Source organism: Chryseobacterium sp. HR92, from assembly GCF_045689405.1.
GTDB lineage: Bacteria > Bacteroidota > Bacteroidia > Flavobacteriales > Weeksellaceae > Chryseobacterium > Chryseobacterium viscerum_A.
Window position 1 is genome coordinate 1,752,403 of the sequence record NZ_CP139139.1, and the last position, 21,965, is coordinate 1,774,367.

Below are 21,965 nucleotides of genomic sequence, written 5' to 3' on the forward strand. Positions count from 1 at the left end.
ATAATGAGGCTATCTCATTGTAAAGATAGCCTCGTTAGAACTTATTTATAAAGTACTATTCATTTTTTTTCCTTGGAACTGGATCTCCTGTTTTTGGATCGATAGTATATTTTTTTTGAAAACTTTCAATAGTTTCAGGTTCTCGGGTTAAAGGATTTACGCCATATTTTATGATATAGCTTGTAACGGTATCAGGTTCACCTACATTACCCATAAAACGAGGTGTTGGATCTGCATCATACTTATCCCACCATTCTTTTTCTTTTCTTTTTTCCTCGTCAGACATTAAAGCTCGCCTTTTGGCTTCTTCTTCTTCTCGTATTTTGTATTCAAATCGGGCAATTTGACCTTTATGGTCTTCTGAAATCAAATCAAATATAGCATCGCGAACTTCTCCTTCTTTTTGATAGGCCATTATTTTTTCTAATAATATATTATCAAGAGTTTCGGGTAAATTTTTAAAATCAACATAAGGTAGCCTGATATTTCTATCTTCTCTATACTTTTTAGCTTCTTCAGATTTTTTGAAACTAATGTACTGTTCTTGCTGATGTGGTTTGAGAATATTAAACACTTCGTTAAAAATAGAGTTATTTAAATCTTCTATATTTAGTAATTCTTTTAGATTAAATTTAGGTAATTCATCTTTAAAGGGAGTAAAATCGTATATGGCAAAAATCATATTTATTTAGTTTAATGGTTTTACTAGTTCTCTATATTCTATTTCGTAATATTTTATATTATCAACAGTTTTTATATACTTGGGTTCAGTTGTTTGAAGAAAATATCCTTCGTTCATCAACACTTCTTCCTGTATCATTGTAGAAGGTGGGTCTGCATTAAAGTGTCTCTTTTTCCCTAAATTATTACCCCAGTCGGATAAATCATCAATATAAACACCTTCCACAGTTTTTATTTTTCTAATAATTGCTACTGTTTCTCCTTCTCCTACATTCCTGGCTGAAAGTTGTATGAATCCTTCGGCTACTTTTTCATCTAATGTGGATGATACCATACCTTTAAAGGCAACTTCTGTACCCTTTCCATTTTTTAAAGCTGAGTTGAAATATTCTAAAGTTTCCATTCGTCCACTAAATACCATTTTCCCGTTCATATTTCGTTCTTCAACTTTTCTAAGTTTTTCTAAGGCACTTTTTAAATTTTTATACATTTGACTGTTATATTCACTCCACCAAGAAGGTGCAAAACGTAACGGAGTGTTTATAAATCCTCCATCTACGGTAAAAGCATGAGTGGAGGCAAGCTCGACATCTGTTGCATCACCGGTAGGTAATAGCTTACCATCATTTTTTAACTTCTTAATATCTATTAATGACTTATTAATATCAGGGGTTTTTTCCCAAAATTTATACCATCCACGACTTCCAAAGAAATTTTCATAACTTTTCACTGCTTCAGTGAAAGCTTTTGGATTATATTTATAACTTTTAACAAAGTTAATCAATTTGTCTTGATCATCTATTGCATTTAAAACTTTAAGGTCTGCCGAATTTAGAGTTTTTTTGTAATTTACTATCTCAGCTTCTGATAAATGAAGCTTTAAATCTAGAAACTTTGGAGATATACCATCTGTCAGATTATGAGGCGTATCAATAAATTCACTATGCTGCTCCGGATTATAAGATTTTTTGGAGGTTTGCTTTGATGTTTGTCTTTTTACTTTTGGCAGCTTCTCTAATTCTCCTCCTTTTAAGTTTTTACTGCTTAGCATTACCAATCCTGCAGTTAAGGTCAACTGTCCTAAAATTTTAACTATAGCATCTATTTTTTCTGCAGTAGTTAAGTTTTTATTATCATGGATATCTTGTATGCTTTCTAAGCCATCAGCTGTAATCATCACTGCTGCAGTACCATTAAGGGCAAAATCAGTTAAAATGATATACTGCATCCCGGTTGATGATATTTTTATAATAGAGGAAGCCTTAGCGATGCTGGATAATGAGCCCGCCATCCCTAAAAAGCTGGAAGCGATCATAATGACATCCAAAGTCAGGGTTTCGTTGGTTAATGTTCCTTTTTGTACTTTATCAATAATGCTGGCGGTTCCGGAAGTGGCACCTGTGGCACCTGCAGCTATAAATAAGTAAGGAGCAATAGGTGCTGCCGGCGTAAATGAGGCAACCAATCCTGCTACTGCGAAACCTAAAGAAGCCCAGCCAGCTCCGGTGGAAAGCGATTCCATGAACGATGCCCCGTTAGTAGTGAAATTCCCTTTTAGAGTAGGATAGCCTAATGTATTGGATGGAATTTCATAAGCCAGAATACCATCCGGATAGGTGTTTCTGCTGTCGAATTCTTCAAATAAATCTTTTAAATTATTTCCTTCATAAGTACGCTGATGCTGTACACCTGGAGTAAGATCTGTTAATACATAATTGCCCGGATTCTTTTTGCTTTTTCCTATAAATAAATTGAGTGAAAGGGTCTCTGTAGTTTCCTCATTAATTGCTACGGCATTGATGGCCAATGCTGTTTTAGGAGAAATAGTATTAAAGCTTTTGTCAATCTCTTTCTTATAGTCTCTTATATTTTTTAGAGCCTGGTAATCATCCTTCGGTAAGATAACCTGTCGGTAAGATGCTTCCTGACCTGTCAGATTATTATTTTTGTCTAATACCAGACAATGAATAGTATAAACTCCTGTAAGTGAGTTTACAAAAGTAGCTGTTGCCTGTGCCGAATTCATATTCCAGCCATCTTTACCGAAATATTCTCCTCTTTTATAACCGTAGACATCTGCATTTTTAGCATATTCTACTCCCATTTCTTTTGGAGTATTGATTTCAGCAAACCAGAAATAATGATGATCTTTAGGAATAGGTTGTCCTTTAATCGAATAATACAAACGTGGAACATGATTAGGAGAAACACTTCCAATTTCTTCAGGGTTTTTAGATTCGGATTTAATAAAGAAATTCGGATTGCTTTTCTGCTCTTCAGCTGCTCCTTTTGAAAGATTGAACTCAATAAAAGCTACCTGCTGTCTGAAATCTGAATAATTTTGAATTTTATTCTTTTTCAAATCACCAGCTGCCGCCTCTTCAAGGGTCTTAACCTGATATTCTTTGGTATGAGCTCTGAATTCCTTTGTTAAAGTATTTTCTATAATGAAGACAAATGTAAAGTTCCCTGGTTGATGGGTATTAATGGAAAACTGGCTGATTACTGTTCCATCCTGTCTGAAAGTTTTAGTGTCCTTTCTAAAAGGGTATTCAAACAGGTTGTACACTCTGCCGTCATTCTGGATCAATACTTTTCGGACAACTTCAGGAACTTTAGGTTTGTTTCCTTCAGCATACATAACAGGGGTGTCATATTGATAGGTACAATCAAACTCTATAGGCTGTCCTTCTATGGCATACTTTGTCTTAGGCTTAATCCATGATCCTTTACCTGTGACCACAACTTCCTGCAGCAGCTCACCTTCGGGGTTTGCCGGCTCTGGTTCCAGTGCTGGTTGTGGCTCTTCATAGTTTGCATATAATAACCGGATCGCTTTAAATAAATCTTTGTTGCCTAATTCTTCATATAAATCCTGTACTAACCCTACCTTTCTTTTAGGTTTGTATGTTGCGTCATAATATTGAATAAGCTCATATCTTTCTTCATAGGAAAGTTTTTCTAAAGCCATAAAAACTTTATCTTCATCAGTTCCTGCAAAAATCCCTATTGTTCTGTGCTCAAAGGCTTCGTACAGCATTTTCGCACGTTCAGAAACAGGAGGCCCAACTTCTTTCTTACTGTTTAAGAAATTTAATGCTTCATTCATTTTCAGCAAGGTTTCTCTATTAAAAGTGCCGGAAGTATTAATATTATTTTTACGTTGAAAATTGATGATCCCGGTCTTTGTTTCATTCCAGAAAAGATTCTTATTTTCAGAGGTTTTATGTCCTAATTGATTAAGTGCATTATGAAGTGTTGAAACATGCTGCCCTTTGTCAAATAATTGAATGACCGATGTGTTTTTTTCTACTTTTCTAAATGCTCTGTTTTTAAAAGGATCGTATGTTATTTGGGTAGTTTCTGCTTTTGCGAGAGATATTTTGTTGTCCTGATCGGTGATTTGCTCATGCTTTTCTTTATCCTCTTTACTATGGGTATTTTGCTTATCGGACCTGCCAGCCCTGGGGGCAAATGTTTTTTTGTGTCTGCTCATGGTATTGGTTATTAGATGAGTTTTTATTATGCTCTGTGCTAGGGGTTTTATTCTGGTTTTTGTACAAATGGGCTGAGACGGGCTTGATTTTTTCCAAAAGCCTTTTCATTTTCTATCATTAGATAAGTGCTTATTAATGAATAGGTAATGCTGGTTTCATTACGGTCATGTAATGCCATTGCTACATTTTTCATAATGTTTCGGATATTAGCACCGGTATAAGTATACTCTTTGGTTAAATGTTGTAAAAGGTCATCACTTTCAAAAGTTATATTTTTAGGCAAATAGTGCTCCCAAAGGGCTTTTCTGGTGGTTTCTGTAGGTCGTATTACATTGACAGAAACATCTATTCGGCGCTTGAAAGCATCATCCATATTGTTTTCAAAATTGGAAGCCAGGATTGTTAGCCCGTCAAATTTTTCTATTCGCTGCAATAAGTAGGAGACCTCCTGGTTGGCGTAGCGGTCATGAGCATCTTTTACATCAGAACGTTTCCCAAATAAAGCGTCAGCTTCATCAAAAAACAGCATACAGTTTTTACCCTGCAGCCTGTTGAATAACACTTCAAGGTTTTTCTCAGTTTCACCAATGTATTTGCTCACTACCTGTGAAAGATCTACATGGTACATATCAATACCATATGCATTAGCAAGAATTCCGGCCAGCATCGTTTTTCCCGTTCCCGGTGCACCGTAGAATAAGGCAATGAAACCTGGTTTAAAGCTATGCTCATTGGTTTTGAAAAAGCCGTTTTCCAATGCTTTTATATAATGCCCAATGGGTTTTATCTGATCTCTCACATTATCTTCCAAAATAATATCTTCCATGGTGAGATCAGACTTGTAAAGCCTGCCGGGAAAGTAAGAACCATGATCCAGTTGTGGTTTCTGTCCTGATAAAAAATAATTGAGATAAGCGGTATCCAATTCAATTTTTCCATGAATAAATTCTGTTGAAGAACGATTGTAAATAATATCATTTTTCAATAGTACACTGCCATTGATGAGTTGTGCACCATACTGTGACCACAGTGATAAATCTTTACCTGCCAGCAAAAAAAGTGCAGTTTGAAAAGTAGGCTTAAAGCTGCGGCTGATTTTATCATATTCACCACCTGCTTCAATAGCAAATGCATTGCTGCTTTCTTCTATCTGTACAAATGTTTTCAGGATAGACGGATAATGGGCCGAAGCAATGCCCAGCGCTAAGATTATTCTGTCTACAACAGTAAGCTGGTGGGTGTTGATCGTAATGGAATAAGGAGATTGGCCATCTGATTCCGGAGGTTCTGGTATTTCATAACCAATATTCAATTCTGTCTCATCTTCCAGAAATAATTCTTTGCATCGCTTTTCAATAAGGGATTGTAACCATTTCATTTCTTCATTTAAAGAGTTATGATTTACAGCATTGGCTTGAAATAGCGGATTGATTATTTCTGTTTTTTCATTAACATTGGTTTTTATTAATGATGAGTGTTCATGGTTAATAGGAGATTTCATAATCTTATTTTGAATTAATGGGTTACAGTGAGGGTATTGCTGATGTAAAATCAGCAACTTTAAAGTATTTGGAAAACTTCAGAGGATTTAGAAAATGTAACCTGTTATTACCAGTTTACAAATATGAATTTTTTCTGCCAGGGAAGTTTTACGAGACCAATTCCCCAGGAAAGCTTTTCAAGAAGAATATCCTGTGTTTTTCGTTCTACAATAAGGGTGTAATCAGAGTCAGTGATGACTAATTTCCCCGGCCGCTGGAAAAACTCGTTTTGTAATAAGGCAGCAGATGATTTTTTCATGGGAGCCCAGTTGTGCTGTACACTTTCTATTACATTTTTAGCCTGCGATTTATGCTTACGAGAAAGTTTAATATGCCTGTTAATAGGTTGGTGCATCGGGATATTGCACAGGAATTTTTCAAAAATCATGTCATATTCTGGAGCATTTATTTTTCCGGTGGCGATATAATGCAATAGATGGGCACACAATTCCGGATCAATGAGCTGCTGGGTTTTGGGATCAACGAGTTCACAATGTTCAAACAGGGGTTTGATGAATGGATGGATCAAAATAAGCCCTGCATTTTGAATATATTGTCCCTCGTTCTGGGTTACATCTTCCTGAACTATTACATTTTTTTCCTGAATGGGTTCTATCGAGGTTTCTACATTTTCAGGCTGATCTGCTACATTCGTTTTGATGCTTTCAGAAATTTCATTTTCTGTAATAAAAGGGAATATCTTAACTACTGTTTTCCTGTTCTGATGATTGTTTTTTGTTGTTGATAAACCAATCTGCTCTATTGTTGAAATTTCTTGTAAAAGATACTCCCGGGGATGGTTATTGGATGTATTCAGATACTCCGATATTACATTGAAGACCAAACGCCATATTGCAATTCTATCTGTATGATTGAGTTTCGATAGATGACGTATTGTATCAGTTTTCAGGTTGATTTTCAATTCCTTGTTTTTCAAAATTGCCAGGCATAATTGTGCAATTTGTTCATCGGAAAGCTGATTGATAAGCCGGTTCCGGACATTTTCTTTTGACAAAGCAGATAGGATACTTTTTTGAAAGCCGGCAGCAGAAATAATGCGTTCAAAAACCGATGGTTCCAAAATAGCCATAGCATTGCTTTCCGAATTCCACCAGGGCATAGCTCCTTTTTCCAAAAAATAGATAAATGCTTTGAGCATCTTTTCCTGATGATCTACAAGATAAGGTTTAGTATCACTTTCTGTTTCCTGATGAGAAGTTTCAATGGGTTTAGTAATTTCTGACAGCTCATCTTTAAAGAGTTCTGCTATTTGACCCTTTAACTCCGTATTTAATGCGCTGCTTTTTACTTCCAAATTTAATTCTAAACGGGGAATCTGCAGGGTATGACCGTCCAGCTTATATTCTAAAGCGTTGATATGCTTTTCTATTTCCGGAAAAACATCAATAGACAAAAAGCTGTTAATATCATCTTTTATACGCAATGCTTTTTCTTTGTTGTTGACGGTAATTTCAAGAAAAACTTTCTGAATGATATGATTTTGCTTCACATTGAATAGGTTTAAATGATAAAATATTGGGAATCGTCAGACAGTCTTACTTTTTGTCGAACTCACCACCCCAGAAACCTGCAGGACAAAGACTGAATCTTGATCTCTGCTTGGCACTCAATCTGCATCCGCAGCCTCTTACAAATCCATCTTTTGGACCATCTATTACTTCCAGTGTATCTGGATTGAGCCATTTCATTGCGTTGCAATTGTTACCGTTTTTTAAAGGACATGCATTACAAATTTCTTCTCTTAAAGAGAAAATAGCTTCTTCGTTTTGATCTGCCACGCCCAATTTTGAGCGTAGTTCGTTAAAATGACCGCCAATGATTTCATTGCGCTTGCTGAAAAGTGTTTTAATGTTCATATGATTAAAGTTTTTAAAATTATTGGGTCAAAATTAGAAAGAAGGGATCCTATTTTGCGAATTATAAGGCGGCTCTATTCTGTCTTTGCAGTAAAAGACAAAATCATATCCTAATGATGCAGATTTATATTTTCTGGAAATTACCGGGTGCAAAAAAGCTGATCTTTCTAATCAGGAAAGCATATGATTTTTGGGAGAACTAATACTTTAGGCAATCCATCATCGTATTCAATTATTAACCATTCGGAAAATACAGATCACTAAGAATAGCCATCTAATTAATAGATAATCATATGTTGAAATACAATGATTTTTAAAAGCAGAATGAGACTCAATTACAGACTGAAATTTGGCCATCATAAGAGGAGGAAAATCTTCGGGCTAGAATTTAATTTTTTAATACTGTTTTTAATGTATTTGTTGTCAGTGTATTAATAGTGTTGTTTTTAGTTTTCTTTTATAAGAATTAAAATCCTATTTACTGCAAAGACTGTATTGAGTCCTCAAAATATTTGTCTTTTGAGGGGGTGTGATTGTATGTTTGCACCATAATAATTAAGAACAGAAATTATGATTAATAAAGTATTAACAGTTTTAAAAAATCAGCTAAATGCTCCGGATGGTTTATGGGATCCTAACGTTCCTGGCGAAATTGAAATTGCTGTTGTTGATGACATCGCAAAACATGATGACAACACTGAGGGACTTAGTAACAAAGTAGTAATTAGTCTGCTCAACATTGAGGAGGAATCAACATTGAAAAACAGATCAAGGTATCAGCAGGTTGTGGTAGACAACAATCCGATCCGATATGATAAGGAAAGCACTCCGGCTTACTTAAATCTATATGTAATGATCTCTGCCAACAGAAGCACATACAGCAAATCTTTACTAAGTATTTCAAAAGTTATTGAGGTATTTCAGGCAAAGAATGTTCTGGAGTATGTTGATCTTGAGCCCCAAAACAATTTCAGTTTCAGAATTGAACTGCATTCCATTCCCTTTGAACAGCTAAGTTACGTCTGGGGATTATTAGGCGGAAAAATAATGCCTTCTGCTTTATATAAAATCAGCGTGATAAAAATTGCGGCTAAGGAGGTAGTCCCTGTTAAATTAATTAATGACATTAATATACAAAGTATTAAAGTTGATTAATCATAAAAGCAAAAACTAAAAACTAATAACCCTTTAAATTTTTAAACATGTTAAATCCAGCAACACCAGGTGTTTCTGTTGAAGAAATTACAAAACTTCCATACTCAGTTGCATACATAGAAACAGCTATGCCAGCATTTATTGGGTATACCGAACTACTCCCTGTGGGGTATAATGAGCCTTTCAGAATCAGCTCTCTTTTAGAATATGAACAATATTTTGGAAAAGCAAAAGAAGAAAATATCCAGCTACAGGATGTAGAAGGTAAAGGAGCAACTATTGTAGCACCTCATGCACAGTTTTTAATGTATTATTCGCTGCAAATGTATTTTGCAAATGGCGGCGGACCTTGTTATATCATTTCTGTAGGAGATTATACGTCAGCAGAAGTACAATTATCCTCATTGGAAACAGGACTGGGTAAGATTGATCATAAAAACATTAAAGAACCGATTCTTATTATTTTCCCTGATGCTATTTCGCTAGCCAATGAATCTGATTTTTATAGCATTTACAATCAGGCAATTGATAAAGCTAAAGATGAGAATAAAAACAGATTTGTTATACTGGACACCTATTACGGGAATTCTGTCATCCAATCAAACAATCTTACCACTATTGAATCTTTTAGAAGTAAAGTAAACCCAACTAATCATGCGGCAGCTTACTTCCCTCACTTAAAAACCATTTTGAATTATACTTTTGATGAGACTAAAACACCTATAATACATACCGGTTTACAAAAAGCAGGACAAGGAAGTGCCCTTTTTTATGCGGGTGAGATCGCCGCTTTAGATGAATTAAAACGTTTGGCAAGTGCAGAAATCTCAACTGGATCTGCCGACGCTTACGTCCTTGCCGATTTATTAGATCAGGCTATTGCGATAGCAGAAGAAGTGAATGAAACAGCAGATGCAGGAGATAAAAAAAATGCTTTAACAGAAGTAATTGATGAGGCAAAAGTTGTGCTGGAAGCCATCTATGACGGAATAATAGACGATTTTATGATCCCTGATGGTTTAGACGAAAATGCACCTGTTTTCAGTGGAGAGTTTGATGCATTAAAAACGGCAATCCTTGAGATAAAAGACGAAAAAGGAGATGCAAATGGGATAACACTTAAAAATTTAGAATCATCCAATTCGGCACTATACAATCAGGTGAAAAAAGAAATGCTGTCGTTAAAAGTTGTTTTACCGCCATCATCAGCAATAGCAGGAGCATACGGCAGAATAGACAGTACAAGAGGTGTGTGGAAGGCCCCGGCAAATATCAATATTAGCCATGTCATTACTCCGACAGAAAAAATTTCCGATCAGGAACAGGCTGCTTTAAACATAGATGCTTTCGGAAAATCAATTAATGCGATCAGAACCTTTACAGGAAAAGGAACCTTAATCTGGGGAGCCAGAACCCTTGAAGGAAAAGATAAAAATGATGAAGGAAAAGATAACGAATGGAAGTATGTACATGTACGTCGCTATTATAATATGATCAGACAATCGATCAACGATGCACTCAACAAGTTTATGAATGAGCCTAATATCCCTCACACATGGTTACGGGCAAAAACAATGTTAGAAAATTTTCTTAACCAGCAATGGATGGAGGGTGCATTAGCAGGCAGCACTCCGAAAGAAGCTTACGAAGTAACAGTTAAGGGAGTAGAAGGAACGACTACGATGAATGTAAATCTCAAAATAGCATTAGTACGCCCGGCAGAATTTATTATACTCAACTTCTCGCACAAATTGCAACAATTCTAAAAAGATAAAATCAATAAATCAATCACGAATAAATATTCGAAGTTTTACTTCGAAGAATAATTAATATTAACGTAAAATTTTTTAAAATGAATTACAAAACCCCTGGAGTTTACGTGGAGGAACAAGGAAAATTTCCCCCTTCCGTAGCGCAAGTTGAAACGGCTATCCCTGCTTTTATTGGATATACAGCGGATGGACCGAAAAATAAACCAACGAGAATTGCTTCGATGTTGGAGTATGAAGAACTTTTTGGAAAAGCAAACCCGGAAATCTTCGCTGTAGCTTTCAAAGACGGTGTTGCCACAGCAATGCCAACCAAGGTAAGCGACTTTAAAATGTATTATGCCATGCAGATGTACTTTGCCAATGGTGGTGGGCCTTGTTATATTGTTTCTGTAGGAGATTATAAAAGTCCGGAGGCTGTAGGTGCTCCTACACCGGCAGAAGCTTTTTTATCCGGGCTTGAATTATTAAAAAATGAAGACGAACCTACCCTGATCGTTTTTCCGGATCTTCAAAGTTTAGTTCCTTCTGCTGCTGATGTTTCTGCTGCTTCTGCTGTTGTCACTACAGCGTTAAAAGTTAAAAATATTGTTTCTGCGGCTAAAAGTATTGCAGGCCTTGTTGCAGACGCTGTTGCAGGTGCTAATGTAGACGCTGCTGTTGCTGCTGCTGTTGCTAAAGCTGCTGAGTTTAATGTTGCTAATCCTAACGAGTTACAGGCTGCTGGAGCTCAGGGCGGTCAGGCTGTTGTAGCTGCTGTTAAGATTGCTGCTGCTGTTGCTAATGCTACTGTTGCTACTGTTAAAGCTGCTGCTCAGAATGTTGTAACTGCTTTTGAGACAGATTTAACTTCGGCTGCAACTATTGAAACCAATGCTCTTGCTGCCAGTAGTCTTGTTACTGCCAGAGCAGGTGATTCTGTTGCTATCGGCAAAATCTATGCTTTGTACAATAAAGCTTTGGATCAGGCAGAATTATTAAAAGACAGGTTTGTCATTATGGATATTCTTCAAGACGCAGCTGCTTTTAGAGATAAAGTAACTTCTACAGGTCTGAAATATGGTGCGGCTTATTATCCAAAACTGAAGACTGTTTTAAGCTATGATTTCAAAGATGCTGATGTGTTAGTTACCGGTGCATCTGGTATTACCACTTTAGCCGAATTGAAGACTGCTAATTCTGAAATGTATAATCAGGCTAAAAAAGCAATCGAATCTGCATCAGTAGTACTGGCGCCGTCATCAGCAATTGCCGGAGTTTATGCCAAAGTGGACAGTACTTCCGGAGTATGGAAAGCGCCTGCTAATGTAGGACTTAGTTTAGTAGATCTTCCTGCAGAAAAAATTTCTACCAAAGAGCAGGATCTGCTTAATGTAGATGCTACATCAGGAAAATCAATTAACGCGATCAGAACTTTCGCAGGAAAAGGAACATTAGTCTGGGGAGCAAGAACATTAGACGGAAACAGCAATGAATGGAAATATGTACCTGTACGTAGATTCTTCAATATGGTAGAAGAATCTGTGAAGAAAGCTACAGAACGTTTCGTTTTTGAACCGAATACTGCCAATACATGGACTCGTGTACAGGCTATGATTGAGAATTTCCTTGATCAGCAGTGGAGAGACGGTGCATTAGCCGGAAGCAAGCCGGAAGAAGCTTATTACGTAAGTGTTGGTCTAAACAAAACAATGTCTGCTCAGGATATTTTAGAAGGAAGAATGATCATTGAAATCGGTATGGCTGCAGTACGCCCGGCTGAATTTATCGTGTTACGTTTTTCACACAAATTACAGGAAGCATAAAATAAAATTAAATAACAATTAAAATTAAAAATAAATTATGAGTACATATCCATTAGTAAAGTTTGCCTTTGAAGTAGATTGGGGCGGAACAAAAGTAGGTTTTCAGGAAGTGAGCGGTTTAAATGTTGAAGCAGCTTTAATCGAGTACAGACATGGCGCAAGTCCTGATTTCAGTAAGATCAAAATGCCTGGAATGAAAACTTTCAGTAACATCACTTTAAAGAGAGGAACTTTCAAAACTGATAACGAATATTTCGACTGGTTCCAGAGTATTCAGCTAAGCACGGTAGAGCGCAGATCTATTACCATTTCCCTTTTAGACGAAACAGGAGCTCCTGCAGTAACCTGGAAAGTGAAAAATGCATTCCCGCTTAAATTACAATCAACAGATCTGAAAGCTGAAGGTAACGAGGTGGCTATCGAAACCTTAGAAATTGCACACGAAGGATTAACTATTGAAAATAACTAATATTAACTTTAAATTTTTAACAAATGAATTACAAAACACCTGGAGTTTACGTAGAAGAAATTGCGAAATTCCCACCATCTGTAGCACAAGTAGAAACGGCTATCCCTGCTTTTATCGGGCATACGGATAAAGGACCAAGAAATGAACCAACAAGAATCTCTTCTATGTTGGAATACGAAACGATTTTTGGAGGAGCAAAAAATGAAAAAACAGCGATCTCCATTTCGATTGAAGATACTGTTGTGACTGCAAAAGTAGACAACGCCAAGCTAAGTCCTTATAAAATGCATTATGCTATGCAAATGTATTTTGCTAACGGTGGCGGACCATGCTATATTGTTTCAGTAGCTGACTATGAAAAAACTCCTGTATTAGGAACAGAAACGGTTGCTGGCGGTTTATGGTTCGGACTGAAATCACTGGAAAAAGAAGATGAGCCAACGCTTATTGTTTTCCCGGATGCTGAAGTTTTAGGAGCAGATGCTTACAAGTTATACAATAAAGCTTTGGATCAGGCAGAAGACTTGAAAGACAGATTCGTTATTATGGATGTTTTTGAAGACGCTGCTGCTTTTAGAACCGGAGTAAATGCTACAGGATTAAAATATGGAGCTGCATATTATCCAAAATTAGAAACAGTTTTAAGCTATAGCTTTGATGATAAAGATGTTAAAATCGATAGCTATAAAGAAATCAATGCTTCAGGGGCCCTTGTGGATGTTACAATGCCTCAGAATGAAAATAATTTAGCATGGCTAAAATCAAAAAGCTCAGCATTGTACAACCAGGCAAAAAGAGAAATTGAATCTAAAAGATTGGTATTGGCTCCATCTTCATCAATTGCCGGAATTTATGCCAAAGTAGACAGTACTTCCGGAGTATGGAAAGCGCCTGCTAATTTAGCAATTAGCAATGTACTGGCACCAGTTGTAAAAATTTCCAATGAAGTACAAGACGGTCTTAACGTAGATGCGGTAGCAGGAAAATCAATCAATGCGATCAGAACTTTTACAGGAAAAGGAACGTTAGTCTGGGGAGCAAGAACACTAGACGGAAACAGTAACGAATGGAAATATGTACCTGTACGTAGATTCTTCAATATGGTAGAAGAATCTGTGAAGAAAGCTACAGAACGTTTCGTTTTTGAACCGAATACTGCCAATACATGGGTTCGTGTACAGGCTATGATCGAGAATTTCCTTGATCAGCAGTGGAGAGACGGTGCATTAGCCGGAAGCAAGCCGGAAGAAGCTTATTACGTAAGCGTTGGTTTGCACAAAACAATGTCTGCTCAGGATATTTTAGAAGGAAGAATGATCATTGAAATCGGTATGGCTGCAGTACGCCCGGCTGAATTTATCGTGTTACGTTTTTCACACAAATTACAGGAAGCATAAAATAAAATTAAATAACAACTAAATATAAAAACATTATGAGTACATATCCATTAGTAAAGTTTGCCTTTGAAGTAGATTGGGGTGGAACAAAAGTAGGTTTCCAGGAAGTGAGCGGTTTAAATGTTGAAGCAGCTTTAATTGAATACAGACATGGCGCAAGTCCGGACTTTAGTAAGATTAAAATGCCTGGAATGAAAACTTTCAGTAACATCACTTTAAAGAGAGGAACTTTCAAAACTGATAACGAATATTTCGACTGGTTCCAAAGTATTCAGCTAAGTACAGTAGAACGCAGATCTATCACGATCTCCCTTTTGGATGAAACAGGAGCTCCTGCAGTAACCTGGAAAGTGAAAAATGCATTCCCGCTTAAATTACAATCAACAGATTTAAAAGCTGAAGGTAACGAGGTGGCTATTGAAACTCTGGAAATTGCACACGAAGGATTAACTATTGAAAATAACTAATCATGGCAGTTTTATATCCTCCAACCAGTTTCTCTTTTATTGTTAATGGGATTTCAACAACAGAGGGTATTGACTCCAGATTTCAATCTATATCTGGTTTATCAACAGAAATTGGAACTGAAGAATATGCCGAAGGAGGCGAAAACAGGTTTACACACCAACTTCCTTTGAGACCCAAATATCCTAATCTGGTTCTTAAACGTGGGTTAATCGTAAGTTCCGGATTGATAAGCTGGTGCAGAAATGCGATGGAAAACTTCCAGTTTGAACCAAGAGACCTGATCATTACTCTTTCAGGGGGAATTCAGTCTACAGCACCCTTAATGGTTTGGAATGTAGTTGGAGCATACCCCGTAAGATGGGAAGTATCAGAATTCAACGCAGAAGAAAGCAAACTTGCTATTGAAACAATAGAACTGAAATATAGATATTTCACAATACCCTCATCGTTAGCAAGCTTAGGCTTGTAATTTCTAAATCAAATCTAAGCACTTGAACGTGTGTTAGTTTAAAGATAACTTTTACCCAAATCTTTTTTCACAAAAACAACAGATTGGTCTATAACAGAGACTGAACACACCCTTCATGTGCTTGGATTTTTAAAAACAAACATGTTAAATCATTGGTTATTAGTGTTTTGAATATTAATGATCGATTAAAAAACAAACGAAATGCCAATAGAAATAAAAGAGCTTCACATTAAAATAAATGTGGACGAAAAAGCTGCAGCTACCACAACTGCCGCATCGGTAGATGAAGCACTGCTTATGCGTGCGATCAGTGAAAGTGTGGAGCAGGCCGCAAAGATAGAACAACGTAAAAAAGAAAGATAATGAGAGGAGCAATTCAAAAACTGACAATCGGAACCTACGAAAACTCCGATTATGAAAAAAGAATTCAGAGCGGTGCTTTTAAAGCTTTTATCAATCCGACAGGTTTTTCTATGACCTATAAAACGAAATATAATACAGACCAGGCAGATGGTAATTCTAAACCTAATTTAGGATATACCTCATCAGCATCACCTGATTTGCAATTAGAATTTCTATTTGACGGGACAGGGGTTACGGAAGCAAATTCAGGACTTAAACTGATTAATAAAATTAAAGGAAAATCCTTTGCAAAAACAGCTGTTACCCAACAGATTAAAGATTTTTATAAAGCGACAGGCGAGCTCGTGGGCTCTATCCATAAACCCTATAATGTTATCCTTAATTGGGGAAGTTTTGAATTTAAAGGTGTGCTTTCTGAATTAACGATAGAATATAAGTTATTTGATAACGAAGGCCAGCCTCTGAGAGCCATAGGAAAGGCAACATTCAGTGAATCAACAAGTCCGAAACTTGCCGGTAAAATTGAAAAGCTGGAATCACCGGATCTTACCCATAAAAGAACAGTACAGGCCGGCGATACACTGCCATTAATGACCGAAAGAATTTACGGAGATTCCAAATACTATCTGGAAGTAGCTAAAGTAAATAATCTTGTCAATTTCAGACAGCTAAAACCAGGGCAGGAATTATTCTTTCCGCCATTAGAAAAAGTTTCATAATATGAATAATAGCGGATACATACAAACAGCAAAAAATCCGGATTTAGTCACCTATAAGGTCATGTCCGGAGGAACAGAACTGCCGGGGAAGTACGGTGTGAAAAGCATTGTCGTGGAAAAAGAATTCAACAGAATTCCTTATGCCCGCATTGTTATTTTAGACGGAAGTGTACCGGAGCAGGATTTCAAGCTCAGTAATGAAGATCTGTTAATTCCCGGAAAAGAAATTGAGATTACCGCCGGATACCATTCTGAAGAAGAAACCATTTTTAAAGGAGTTGTTGTAAAGCACAACATAAAAATCAGAAGTGGATCTTCTTACTTGATTGTAGAATGCAGAGATAAGGCTGTAAAAATGACCTTAGGAAGAAAAAGCAAGTATTTCTACGAAAGTACAGACAGTGATGTCATGGAAGAACTCATTAGTAATAACGGGCTTACTGCCGATGTTGAAGCTACTTCAAATTCTCATAAGGAATTGGTTCAGTACCAGGCTTCTGATTGGGATTTTATGCTTACCAGAGCGCAGGCAAACGGTAAACTTTGTTCCGTTGAAGATGGAACCATCAAAATTGCCAAACCTGATTTTAGGGCTGAAGCCGTAGAAACAGTGGTTTACGGATCATCCGTACATGAATTTGACGGAGAAATTGACGCCAGAGATCAATTCAGCAAGATTACAGCCAAAACATGGAGCTATACCGATCAGGAACTGACAGAAGTGGAAGCTCAGGATCCTGCCATTAATCTCAACGGAAATCTTTCATCAGGTGATTTAGCCAATGTTTTCGGAATTGAAGACCTGCAGCTTAAGCATGGTGGAAATCTTACCCAAGGGGAACTGCAGGAATGGGGGGATGCCAAAGCCACTTTCCAGCAATTAGCCAAAACAAGAGGAAGAGTAAAACTCCAGGGAATCCCATCTGTGATACCAGGAGCTTCATTAACACTGCAAGGAGTAGGAAACCGATTCAACGGGAAAATATACATAACCGGTGTCCGTCATGAAATCGCTGAAGGAAATTGGCTGGTGGATGCTCAATTCGGACTTTCTCCAACATGGTTCTCCGAAACCTATGATGTAAGTGAAATGCCTGGTTCAGGAATTATGCCTGCCATAAGCGGATTGCATGTAGGGGTAGTATCACAACTGGAATCAGATCCGGACGGAGAAGACAGAATTCTGGTACAGATTCCTATCATTAATAGCGAGGAAGAAGGAATCTGGGCACGTATTGCCACCCTTGATGCAGGTGAAAACAGAGGATCATTCTTCAGACCGGAAATAGGAGATGAGGTTATCATCGGATTTATTAATGATGACCCCAATGATGCCATTGTGCTTGGAATGCTGAACAGCAGTGCAAAACCAGCTCCTATTGTAGCTTCTGACGATAATCACGAAAAAGGATTTGTTACCCGAAGCGAAATGAAAATGATTTTTAATGACGACAAAATTTCGTACACACTGGAAACACCAAAAGGTAAAAAAGTGATTGTAGACGAAGATGCCGATGTCATTACAATAAAAGATGAGCATTCTAATATTCTTACCCTTAATAAAGACGGTATCAGTATGGAAAGCGGGAAAGACATCAAGATCAAAGCAAAAGGAGACATTAATATGGAAGGAACCAATATCAATGTAAAAGCAAGTGCTCAATTTAAAGCAGAAGGCAGTTCCGGCTCAGAGCTTAAATCAGGAGCAGTAACAGTAGTAAAAGGATCTCAAGTTAAAATTAATTAATAATCATGAAACCGGCAGCAAGAATTACAGATATGCATACCTGCCCTATGGTAACGGGAAATGTTCCCCATGTAGGAGGTCCTATAATGCCGGCAGGAGAACCCACAGTGCTTATTGGCGGAATGCCCGCAGCAAGACAAGGAGACAAAGCAGTATGTACCGGACCACCGGACACCATTGCATCGGGGTCTTCAAGTGTTTTAATAGGTGGGAAACCTGCCGCAAGAATGGGAGATTCTACCGCTCATGGAGGAGTGATAACCGCAGGTGAAGCTACTGTTTTAATAGGCGGATAATATTGAAGGCAGCTTTTAATACAATCATTAGCTCCCTATAAATAGGATCTGACTAAAACTAAAAATGTAAAACATCAATAACAAAAACGGTTAAAATAACCAAAACTCTATGCTACAGATGCAGGATGTGAACATTCAATATAACAAATTAACGTATGAAAATAAATACAGATTTTTTAGGAACAGGCTGGAGTTTTCCGCCTGAGTTTAATGAAACTGAAGGAAAACTGGCCATGACCACAGATGTGGAAGACATCAATAACAGCCTTAAGATTTTATTGTCAACACGCCCGGGTGAACGTGTAATGTTCCCAAACTATGGGTGTGACTTGCAGGAAATGCTCTTTAAACCTCTGGACTTAACGCTGATTACCCAAATGAAAGGAATCGTTGAGCGTGCTATTTTATATCATGAACCCAGAATCAACATTCTAAGTATTGAAATAGATACTCAGGAAGAGCTTCAGGGAGAAGTTTTAATACAAGTTAACTACGAAGTAAGAAATACTAATACAAGAAGCAATATGGTTTTCCCTTTTTACAAAGGAGAAGCTACCGAAATATAATGAATTACGGGATGTCTGTAGCCATTTTGAATACTACCAAACACTACAATAAGTATTGCATCTGACCATAGAAAGATAAATATAAACAAATGAAAAAAACAGATACATTTTCACATTATCGTGAAGGAAAATCACAAATGCAGCGCTTTTTAGCAGAATTAGATCCTGGGAATCTTGAGTTACACGATTTCGATTTGTTTGACTGGCTATTATTCGCAAACAATTTTGCTCAACGTGTAAACTATTTTGACAAAGATGATAATACAACACCAAAAGGAAACTGGGGAAACTTCTTCCTGGGTGATGATGCCAAGGCTATTCCACGTAGAGAAAGCGTTGAGTATAAAAGTATGAAAAAACAGGTTACAGATCTTATGTCCCAGTTTGAACAGGATAGCAGTCTGACCCCTCACCTGACATTATTTGTTTGCTTTTTAAAATTATTAGATTTCTCAAAAAAAGCCTTCAATAATCTGACGAAAAGACACCTGGATTTCTATTATAACGAAATTCTTCAAATTGAGAAAAATGATGCCAAATCAGACAAAGTCTATGTGATTTTTGAACTTGCTAAAAAAGCGATTCAGGAAAGAATTCCAGCCGGTACATTGCTGGATGGGAATAAAGACGTTGATGGAAAAAAACGAATCTACAAAACAGGTGATGAACTTGTGGCCAATCAGGCAAAAGTAGTTGAGATCAAAAGCTTCTTAAATGATGTTGAAAAAAGAGAACTGAAAATGGCTTCGGTAGCCAACTCTGCTGATGGATTGGGTGATAAATTACCGGAAGACAGCAACTATTGGTGGCCGTTTGGATATAATTCTGATGAAACCGTTTCCAATAAATCTATTTATAAGGAACTTCCAAAAGCCAAACTGGGGTTTTCCATAGCATCCTCATTATTTGATTTAAAAGAAGGAGAACGTACAGTCACTCTTAAGATTGATTTTAATAAGAACTCAACCCAGAAATTACAGAATCTTTCAAAAACAGATATTGAAAATAATATCAAAGTGCTTTGTAGTGGGGAGAAAGAATGGCTATCAGGTGTTGTTTTGAAATGTATTAAAAACGAAGAAGGAAGACTAGAACTTTCTTTTACATTATCTAAAGATTTCCCAGCCGTTGTAAAATACAATAAAGAAGTACTTTCGGAAACTTTTCAAACCAGCTTTCCTGTTATAAGATTGATGATTGAAGGAGAAAAATACTACGATATTTATGAAGCTCTTTCGGAAAAACTAATAAAAAACATAGAAATAGCGGTTGATGTAAAAGGAATAAAATCAATTCAGATAGAAAATGATAATGGGACATTAAATTCAGAAAAGCCTTATTATCCTTTCACCGCACAGCCTGTTAAAGGATCTAATTTCTACATCAAATGTCCTGAAATGTTTTCCAAAAAATGGCAAAATGCAGACATTACAATCAACTGGAAAAATGCTCCGGATTCTATAAAAGATTTATACAGCGGATATGTTATTCAGCCTAATCAAAATATCAGTTTAACCGATTTTGAATCCTTAAAAAACTCCTCAATCGTAGGTTCTGACGCTTATTTTAAAGCAGATGTTGCCTTGCTGGATAAGGAAATCTGGTATGACAAAGCCAATGACATTGATGTATTCAGTAAAGTAAAAGACGCTTATAAAATCCAGTTTTCTGTAAATAATGCAAGTAATGAGGCGGGAACAAGTGAGACGATCAGATTAACACTGAATCAGTCTTCATTACAGGATGTATATCCTAAACTATATACATTGGCATTATCAAGTAATCCGACCTTTAAAAAACTTATTCCCAACGAGCCATATATTCCTTTTGCTGAAGATATAGAGCTGAATTACAGTGCGAAAGAAAATGCATATTCATACCTAAAAAGAGAATCTGCCGGGGAAGCTTCAAAAAATAAAGAAGTACAGCTGTATCACGAAGATGCATTCGGCCAATATGAAAAAGAAGTCGAAACCAATAGCATTGTACCGGTACACCAGAATGGAGGTGAATTATACATCGGTCTGGAAGCAATGCCTCAAACTACAGTGTCACTATTGATCCAAATGCTGGAAGGAAGTGAAAATCCTTTAGTGGAAACTTTCCTGGAAAAAGAATTCATAGAATGGCATATCCTTTCAAACAATACATGGATGAGTTTGTCGAATTATATGCTGCAGAACGAGACCAGAAAGTTCCTGGAATCAGGGATTGTCAAGTTTAAAGTGCCTAAGGATATTGATAAAAGCCATACAAGATTTACCGACGGATTAGTCTGGATCAGGGCCAAATCACAAAGAAGTTATGATGCAGTATGCAAAATCCAGGGAATCTATACTCAGGCGGTTTTAGCAACATTCCAGAATCAGGGCAATGATCTGTCTCATCTCAATAACGGATTGGAAGCAAAAACCATTGCTAAACTTATCACCAGAGTTCCTCAGGTAAAATCCGTCAGCCAGCCTTATAACTCGTTTGATGGTAAATACAAAGAAACAGATACGGAGTTTTACAGACGTGTGAGTGAAAGATTAAGACATAAGCACAGAGCCATTACACAATGGGATTACGAACATTTGGTATTACAGGAATTCCCGGAAGTTTTTAAGGTGAAATGTTTAAATCATACTTCCGAAACTTCATATATGGCTCCGGGCCACGTAACCCTGATGGTGGTTCCGAATATTAAAAATAAAAATGCTTTTGATATCTATCAGCCAAGGGTAAGCAGAGCTTCTTTGAATAAAATTCAAAATTATGTAAATGAATTAAATACAATGCATGTGAAAGCTCAGGTGATCAATCCCAATTATAAAGAAGCAAAAGTAGAAACAAAGGTCAAGTTCTTTGAGCAGTATGATGAAACATTTTATACCAAACAACTGGACGAAGATATTAAAATATATATATCGCCTTGGGCTTTTACAGACTCTGAAAATATTGATTTTAATGTAGAGCTGAATATTAATCAGTTGGTTAATTATCTGGAGCAGCTGTATTATGTGGATTACATTGATGAGATTAAAATATTTGTGAATAATGTCCTGCAAAGGCAGTCTTTAATAGAAGTAGATCCAAAATCAATTCTGGTATCTGCCAAGCAGCATAATGTCACTATTACAGAACAGGTATGTATTTAATAATAA

At 36.8% G+C, this 21,965-nt stretch carries 18 protein-coding genes; 13 read left to right on the forward strand and 5 right to left on the reverse strand.

Annotation, left to right across the window (positions count from 1 at the left end):
• Nucleotides 1–55: 55 nt before the first annotated feature.
• The 5 genes from SFA27_RS07830 to SFA27_RS07850 form a co-directional block, all read right to left on the reverse strand.
• Nucleotides 56–682: a hypothetical protein gene (locus SFA27_RS07830; RefSeq protein WP_407297471.1), complete on the reverse strand. Its 627-nt coding sequence runs from the start codon at nucleotides 680–682 to the stop codon at nucleotides 56–58.
• 6 nt (nucleotides 683–688) lie between these two features.
• A complete protein-coding gene (locus SFA27_RS07835) occupies nucleotides 689–4,177 on the reverse strand; it encodes a peptidoglycan-binding domain-containing protein (RefSeq protein ID WP_407297473.1) in 3,489 nt (1,162 codons plus the stop codon).
• 47 nt (nucleotides 4,178–4,224) lie between these two features.
• Nucleotides 4,225–5,679 (reverse strand): ATP-binding protein, encoded by a 1,455-nt coding sequence (locus SFA27_RS07840; protein ID WP_407297475.1) that lies wholly within the window; start codon nucleotides 5,677–5,679, stop codon nucleotides 4,225–4,227.
• 107 nt (nucleotides 5,680–5,786) lie between these two features.
• Nucleotides 5,787–7,229, reverse strand: a complete 1,443-nt coding sequence (locus SFA27_RS07845; protein ID WP_407297477.1) for a contractile injection system tape measure protein — start codon at nucleotides 7,227–7,229, stop codon at nucleotides 5,787–5,789.
• A gap of 46 nt (nucleotides 7,230–7,275) precedes the next feature.
• The gene (locus tag SFA27_RS07850) at nucleotides 7,276–7,596 is read right to left on the reverse strand and encodes a hypothetical protein (RefSeq protein WP_047378143.1); all 321 of its coding nucleotides are present in this window, start codon (nucleotides 7,594–7,596) and stop codon (nucleotides 7,276–7,278) included.
• Between the two features lie 570 nt (nucleotides 7,597–8,166).
• On the opposite strand from SFA27_RS07850, the gene SFA27_RS07855 reads away from it, so the two are divergent.
• The 13 genes from SFA27_RS07855 to SFA27_RS07915 all read left to right on the forward strand — a co-directional run bounded on the left by SFA27_RS07855 (nucleotide 8,167) and on the right by SFA27_RS07915 (nucleotide 21,959).
• Entirely contained in the window at nucleotides 8,167–8,751 is a 585-nt protein-coding gene (locus SFA27_RS07855; protein ID WP_255815963.1) for a DUF4255 domain-containing protein, read from the forward strand.
• Between the two features lie 47 nt (nucleotides 8,752–8,798).
• On the forward strand, nucleotides 8,799–10,517 hold the full coding sequence (locus SFA27_RS07860) for a phage tail sheath family protein (RefSeq protein ID WP_407297479.1): 1,719 nt from the start codon (nucleotides 8,799–8,801) through the stop codon (nucleotides 10,515–10,517).
• A gap of 86 nt (nucleotides 10,518–10,603) precedes the next feature.
• Nucleotides 10,604–12,325, forward strand: a complete 1,722-nt coding sequence (locus tag SFA27_RS07865) for a phage tail sheath family protein (RefSeq protein WP_407297481.1) — start codon at nucleotides 10,604–10,606, stop codon at nucleotides 12,323–12,325.
• 37 nt (nucleotides 12,326–12,362) lie between these two features.
• A complete protein-coding gene (locus SFA27_RS07870; RefSeq protein ID WP_034699490.1) occupies nucleotides 12,363–12,794 on the forward strand; it encodes a phage tail protein in 432 nt (143 codons plus the stop codon).
• 23 nt (nucleotides 12,795–12,817) lie between these two features.
• Nucleotides 12,818–14,191, forward strand: a complete 1,374-nt coding sequence (locus SFA27_RS07875) for a phage tail sheath family protein (RefSeq protein ID WP_255815956.1) — start codon at nucleotides 12,818–12,820, stop codon at nucleotides 14,189–14,191.
• 35 nt (nucleotides 14,192–14,226) lie between these two features.
• Nucleotides 14,227–14,658 (forward strand): phage tail protein, encoded by a 432-nt coding sequence (locus SFA27_RS07880; RefSeq protein ID WP_034699490.1) that lies wholly within the window; start codon nucleotides 14,227–14,229, stop codon nucleotides 14,656–14,658.
• A gap of 2 nt (nucleotides 14,659–14,660) precedes the next feature.
• Nucleotides 14,661–15,128: a phage tail protein gene (locus tag SFA27_RS07885; protein ID WP_047388278.1), complete on the forward strand. Its 468-nt coding sequence runs from the start codon at nucleotides 14,661–14,663 to the stop codon at nucleotides 15,126–15,128.
• 201 nt (nucleotides 15,129–15,329) lie between these two features.
• Nucleotides 15,330–15,491 (forward strand): DUF5908 family protein, encoded by a 162-nt coding sequence (locus SFA27_RS07890; RefSeq protein WP_255815955.1) that lies wholly within the window; start codon nucleotides 15,330–15,332, stop codon nucleotides 15,489–15,491.
• Complete coding sequence (locus tag SFA27_RS07895; protein ID WP_407297484.1) at nucleotides 15,491–16,210, forward strand: LysM peptidoglycan-binding domain-containing protein; 720 nt, start codon at nucleotides 15,491–15,493, stop codon at nucleotides 16,208–16,210. Before SFA27_RS07890 ends, SFA27_RS07895 begins: the two co-directional genes overlap by 1 nt.
• A gap of 1 nt (nucleotide 16,211) precedes the next feature.
• Entirely contained in the window at nucleotides 16,212–17,957 is a 1,746-nt protein-coding gene (vgrG, locus tag SFA27_RS07900) for a type VI secretion system tip protein VgrG (protein WP_407297486.1), read from the forward strand.
• Nucleotides 17,958–17,962: 5 nt separating this feature from the next.
• Nucleotides 17,963–18,253 carry a PAAR domain-containing protein gene (locus tag SFA27_RS07905; protein WP_047421512.1) on the forward strand — a complete coding sequence of 97 codons (291 nt, stop codon included), beginning with the start codon at nucleotides 17,963–17,965 and terminating at the stop codon, nucleotides 18,251–18,253.
• 155 nt (nucleotides 18,254–18,408) lie between these two features.
• A complete protein-coding gene (locus SFA27_RS07910) occupies nucleotides 18,409–18,819 on the forward strand; it encodes a GPW/gp25 family protein (RefSeq protein WP_407297488.1) in 411 nt (136 codons plus the stop codon).
• A gap of 89 nt (nucleotides 18,820–18,908) precedes the next feature.
• The gene (locus tag SFA27_RS07915; protein WP_407297490.1) at nucleotides 18,909–21,959 is read left to right on the forward strand and encodes a baseplate J/gp47 family protein; all 3,051 of its coding nucleotides are present in this window, start codon (nucleotides 18,909–18,911) and stop codon (nucleotides 21,957–21,959) included.
• The last annotated feature ends 6 nt before the right edge of the window (nucleotides 21,960–21,965 follow it).

What these genes read in the sequence shown, in the direction of transcription:
- SFA27_RS07885 (WP_047388278.1), top strand. Translation starts at nt 14,661, where the DNA reads ATGGCAGTTTTATATCCTCCAACCAGTTTCTCTTTTATTGTTAATGGG.
- SFA27_RS07855 (WP_255815963.1), top strand. Translation starts at nt 8,167, where the DNA reads ATGATTAATAAAGTATTAACAGTTTTAAAAAATCAGCTAAATGCTCCG.
- SFA27_RS07905 (WP_047421512.1), top strand. Translation starts at nt 17,963, where the DNA reads ATGAAACCGGCAGCAAGAATTACAGATATGCATACCTGCCCTATGGTA.
- SFA27_RS07870 (WP_034699490.1), top strand. Translation starts at nt 12,363, where the DNA reads ATGAGTACATATCCATTAGTAAAGTTTGCCTTTGAAGTAGATTGGGGC.
- SFA27_RS07840 (WP_407297475.1), bottom strand. Translation starts at nt 5,679, where the DNA reads ATGAAATCTCCTATTAACCATGAACACTCATCATTAATAAAAACCAAT.
- SFA27_RS07850 (WP_047378143.1), bottom strand. Translation starts at nt 7,596, where the DNA reads ATGAACATTAAAACACTTTTCAGCAAGCGCAATGAAATCATTGGCGGT.
- SFA27_RS07910 (WP_407297488.1), top strand. Translation starts at nt 18,409, where the DNA reads ATGAAAATAAATACAGATTTTTTAGGAACAGGCTGGAGTTTTCCGCCT.
- SFA27_RS07835 (WP_407297473.1), bottom strand. Translation starts at nt 4,177, where the DNA reads ATGAGCAGACACAAAAAAACATTTGCCCCCAGGGCTGGCAGGTCCGAT.
- SFA27_RS07915 (WP_407297490.1), top strand. Translation starts at nt 18,909, where the DNA reads ATGAAAAAAACAGATACATTTTCACATTATCGTGAAGGAAAATCACAA.
- SFA27_RS07860 (WP_407297479.1), top strand. Translation starts at nt 8,799, where the DNA reads ATGTTAAATCCAGCAACACCAGGTGTTTCTGTTGAAGAAATTACAAAA.
- SFA27_RS07890 (WP_255815955.1), top strand. Translation starts at nt 15,330, where the DNA reads ATGCCAATAGAAATAAAAGAGCTTCACATTAAAATAAATGTGGACGAA.
- SFA27_RS07880 (WP_034699490.1), top strand. Translation starts at nt 14,227, where the DNA reads ATGAGTACATATCCATTAGTAAAGTTTGCCTTTGAAGTAGATTGGGGT.
- vgrG (WP_407297486.1), top strand. Translation starts at nt 16,212, where the DNA reads ATGAATAATAGCGGATACATACAAACAGCAAAAAATCCGGATTTAGTC.
- SFA27_RS07895 (WP_407297484.1), top strand. Translation starts at nt 15,491, where the DNA reads ATGAGAGGAGCAATTCAAAAACTGACAATCGGAACCTACGAAAACTCC.
- SFA27_RS07830 (WP_407297471.1), bottom strand. Translation starts at nt 682, where the DNA reads ATGATTTTTGCCATATACGATTTTACTCCCTTTAAAGATGAATTACCT.
- SFA27_RS07875 (WP_255815956.1), top strand. Translation starts at nt 12,818, where the DNA reads ATGAATTACAAAACACCTGGAGTTTACGTAGAAGAAATTGCGAAATTC.
- SFA27_RS07865 (WP_407297481.1), top strand. Translation starts at nt 10,604, where the DNA reads ATGAATTACAAAACCCCTGGAGTTTACGTGGAGGAACAAGGAAAATTT.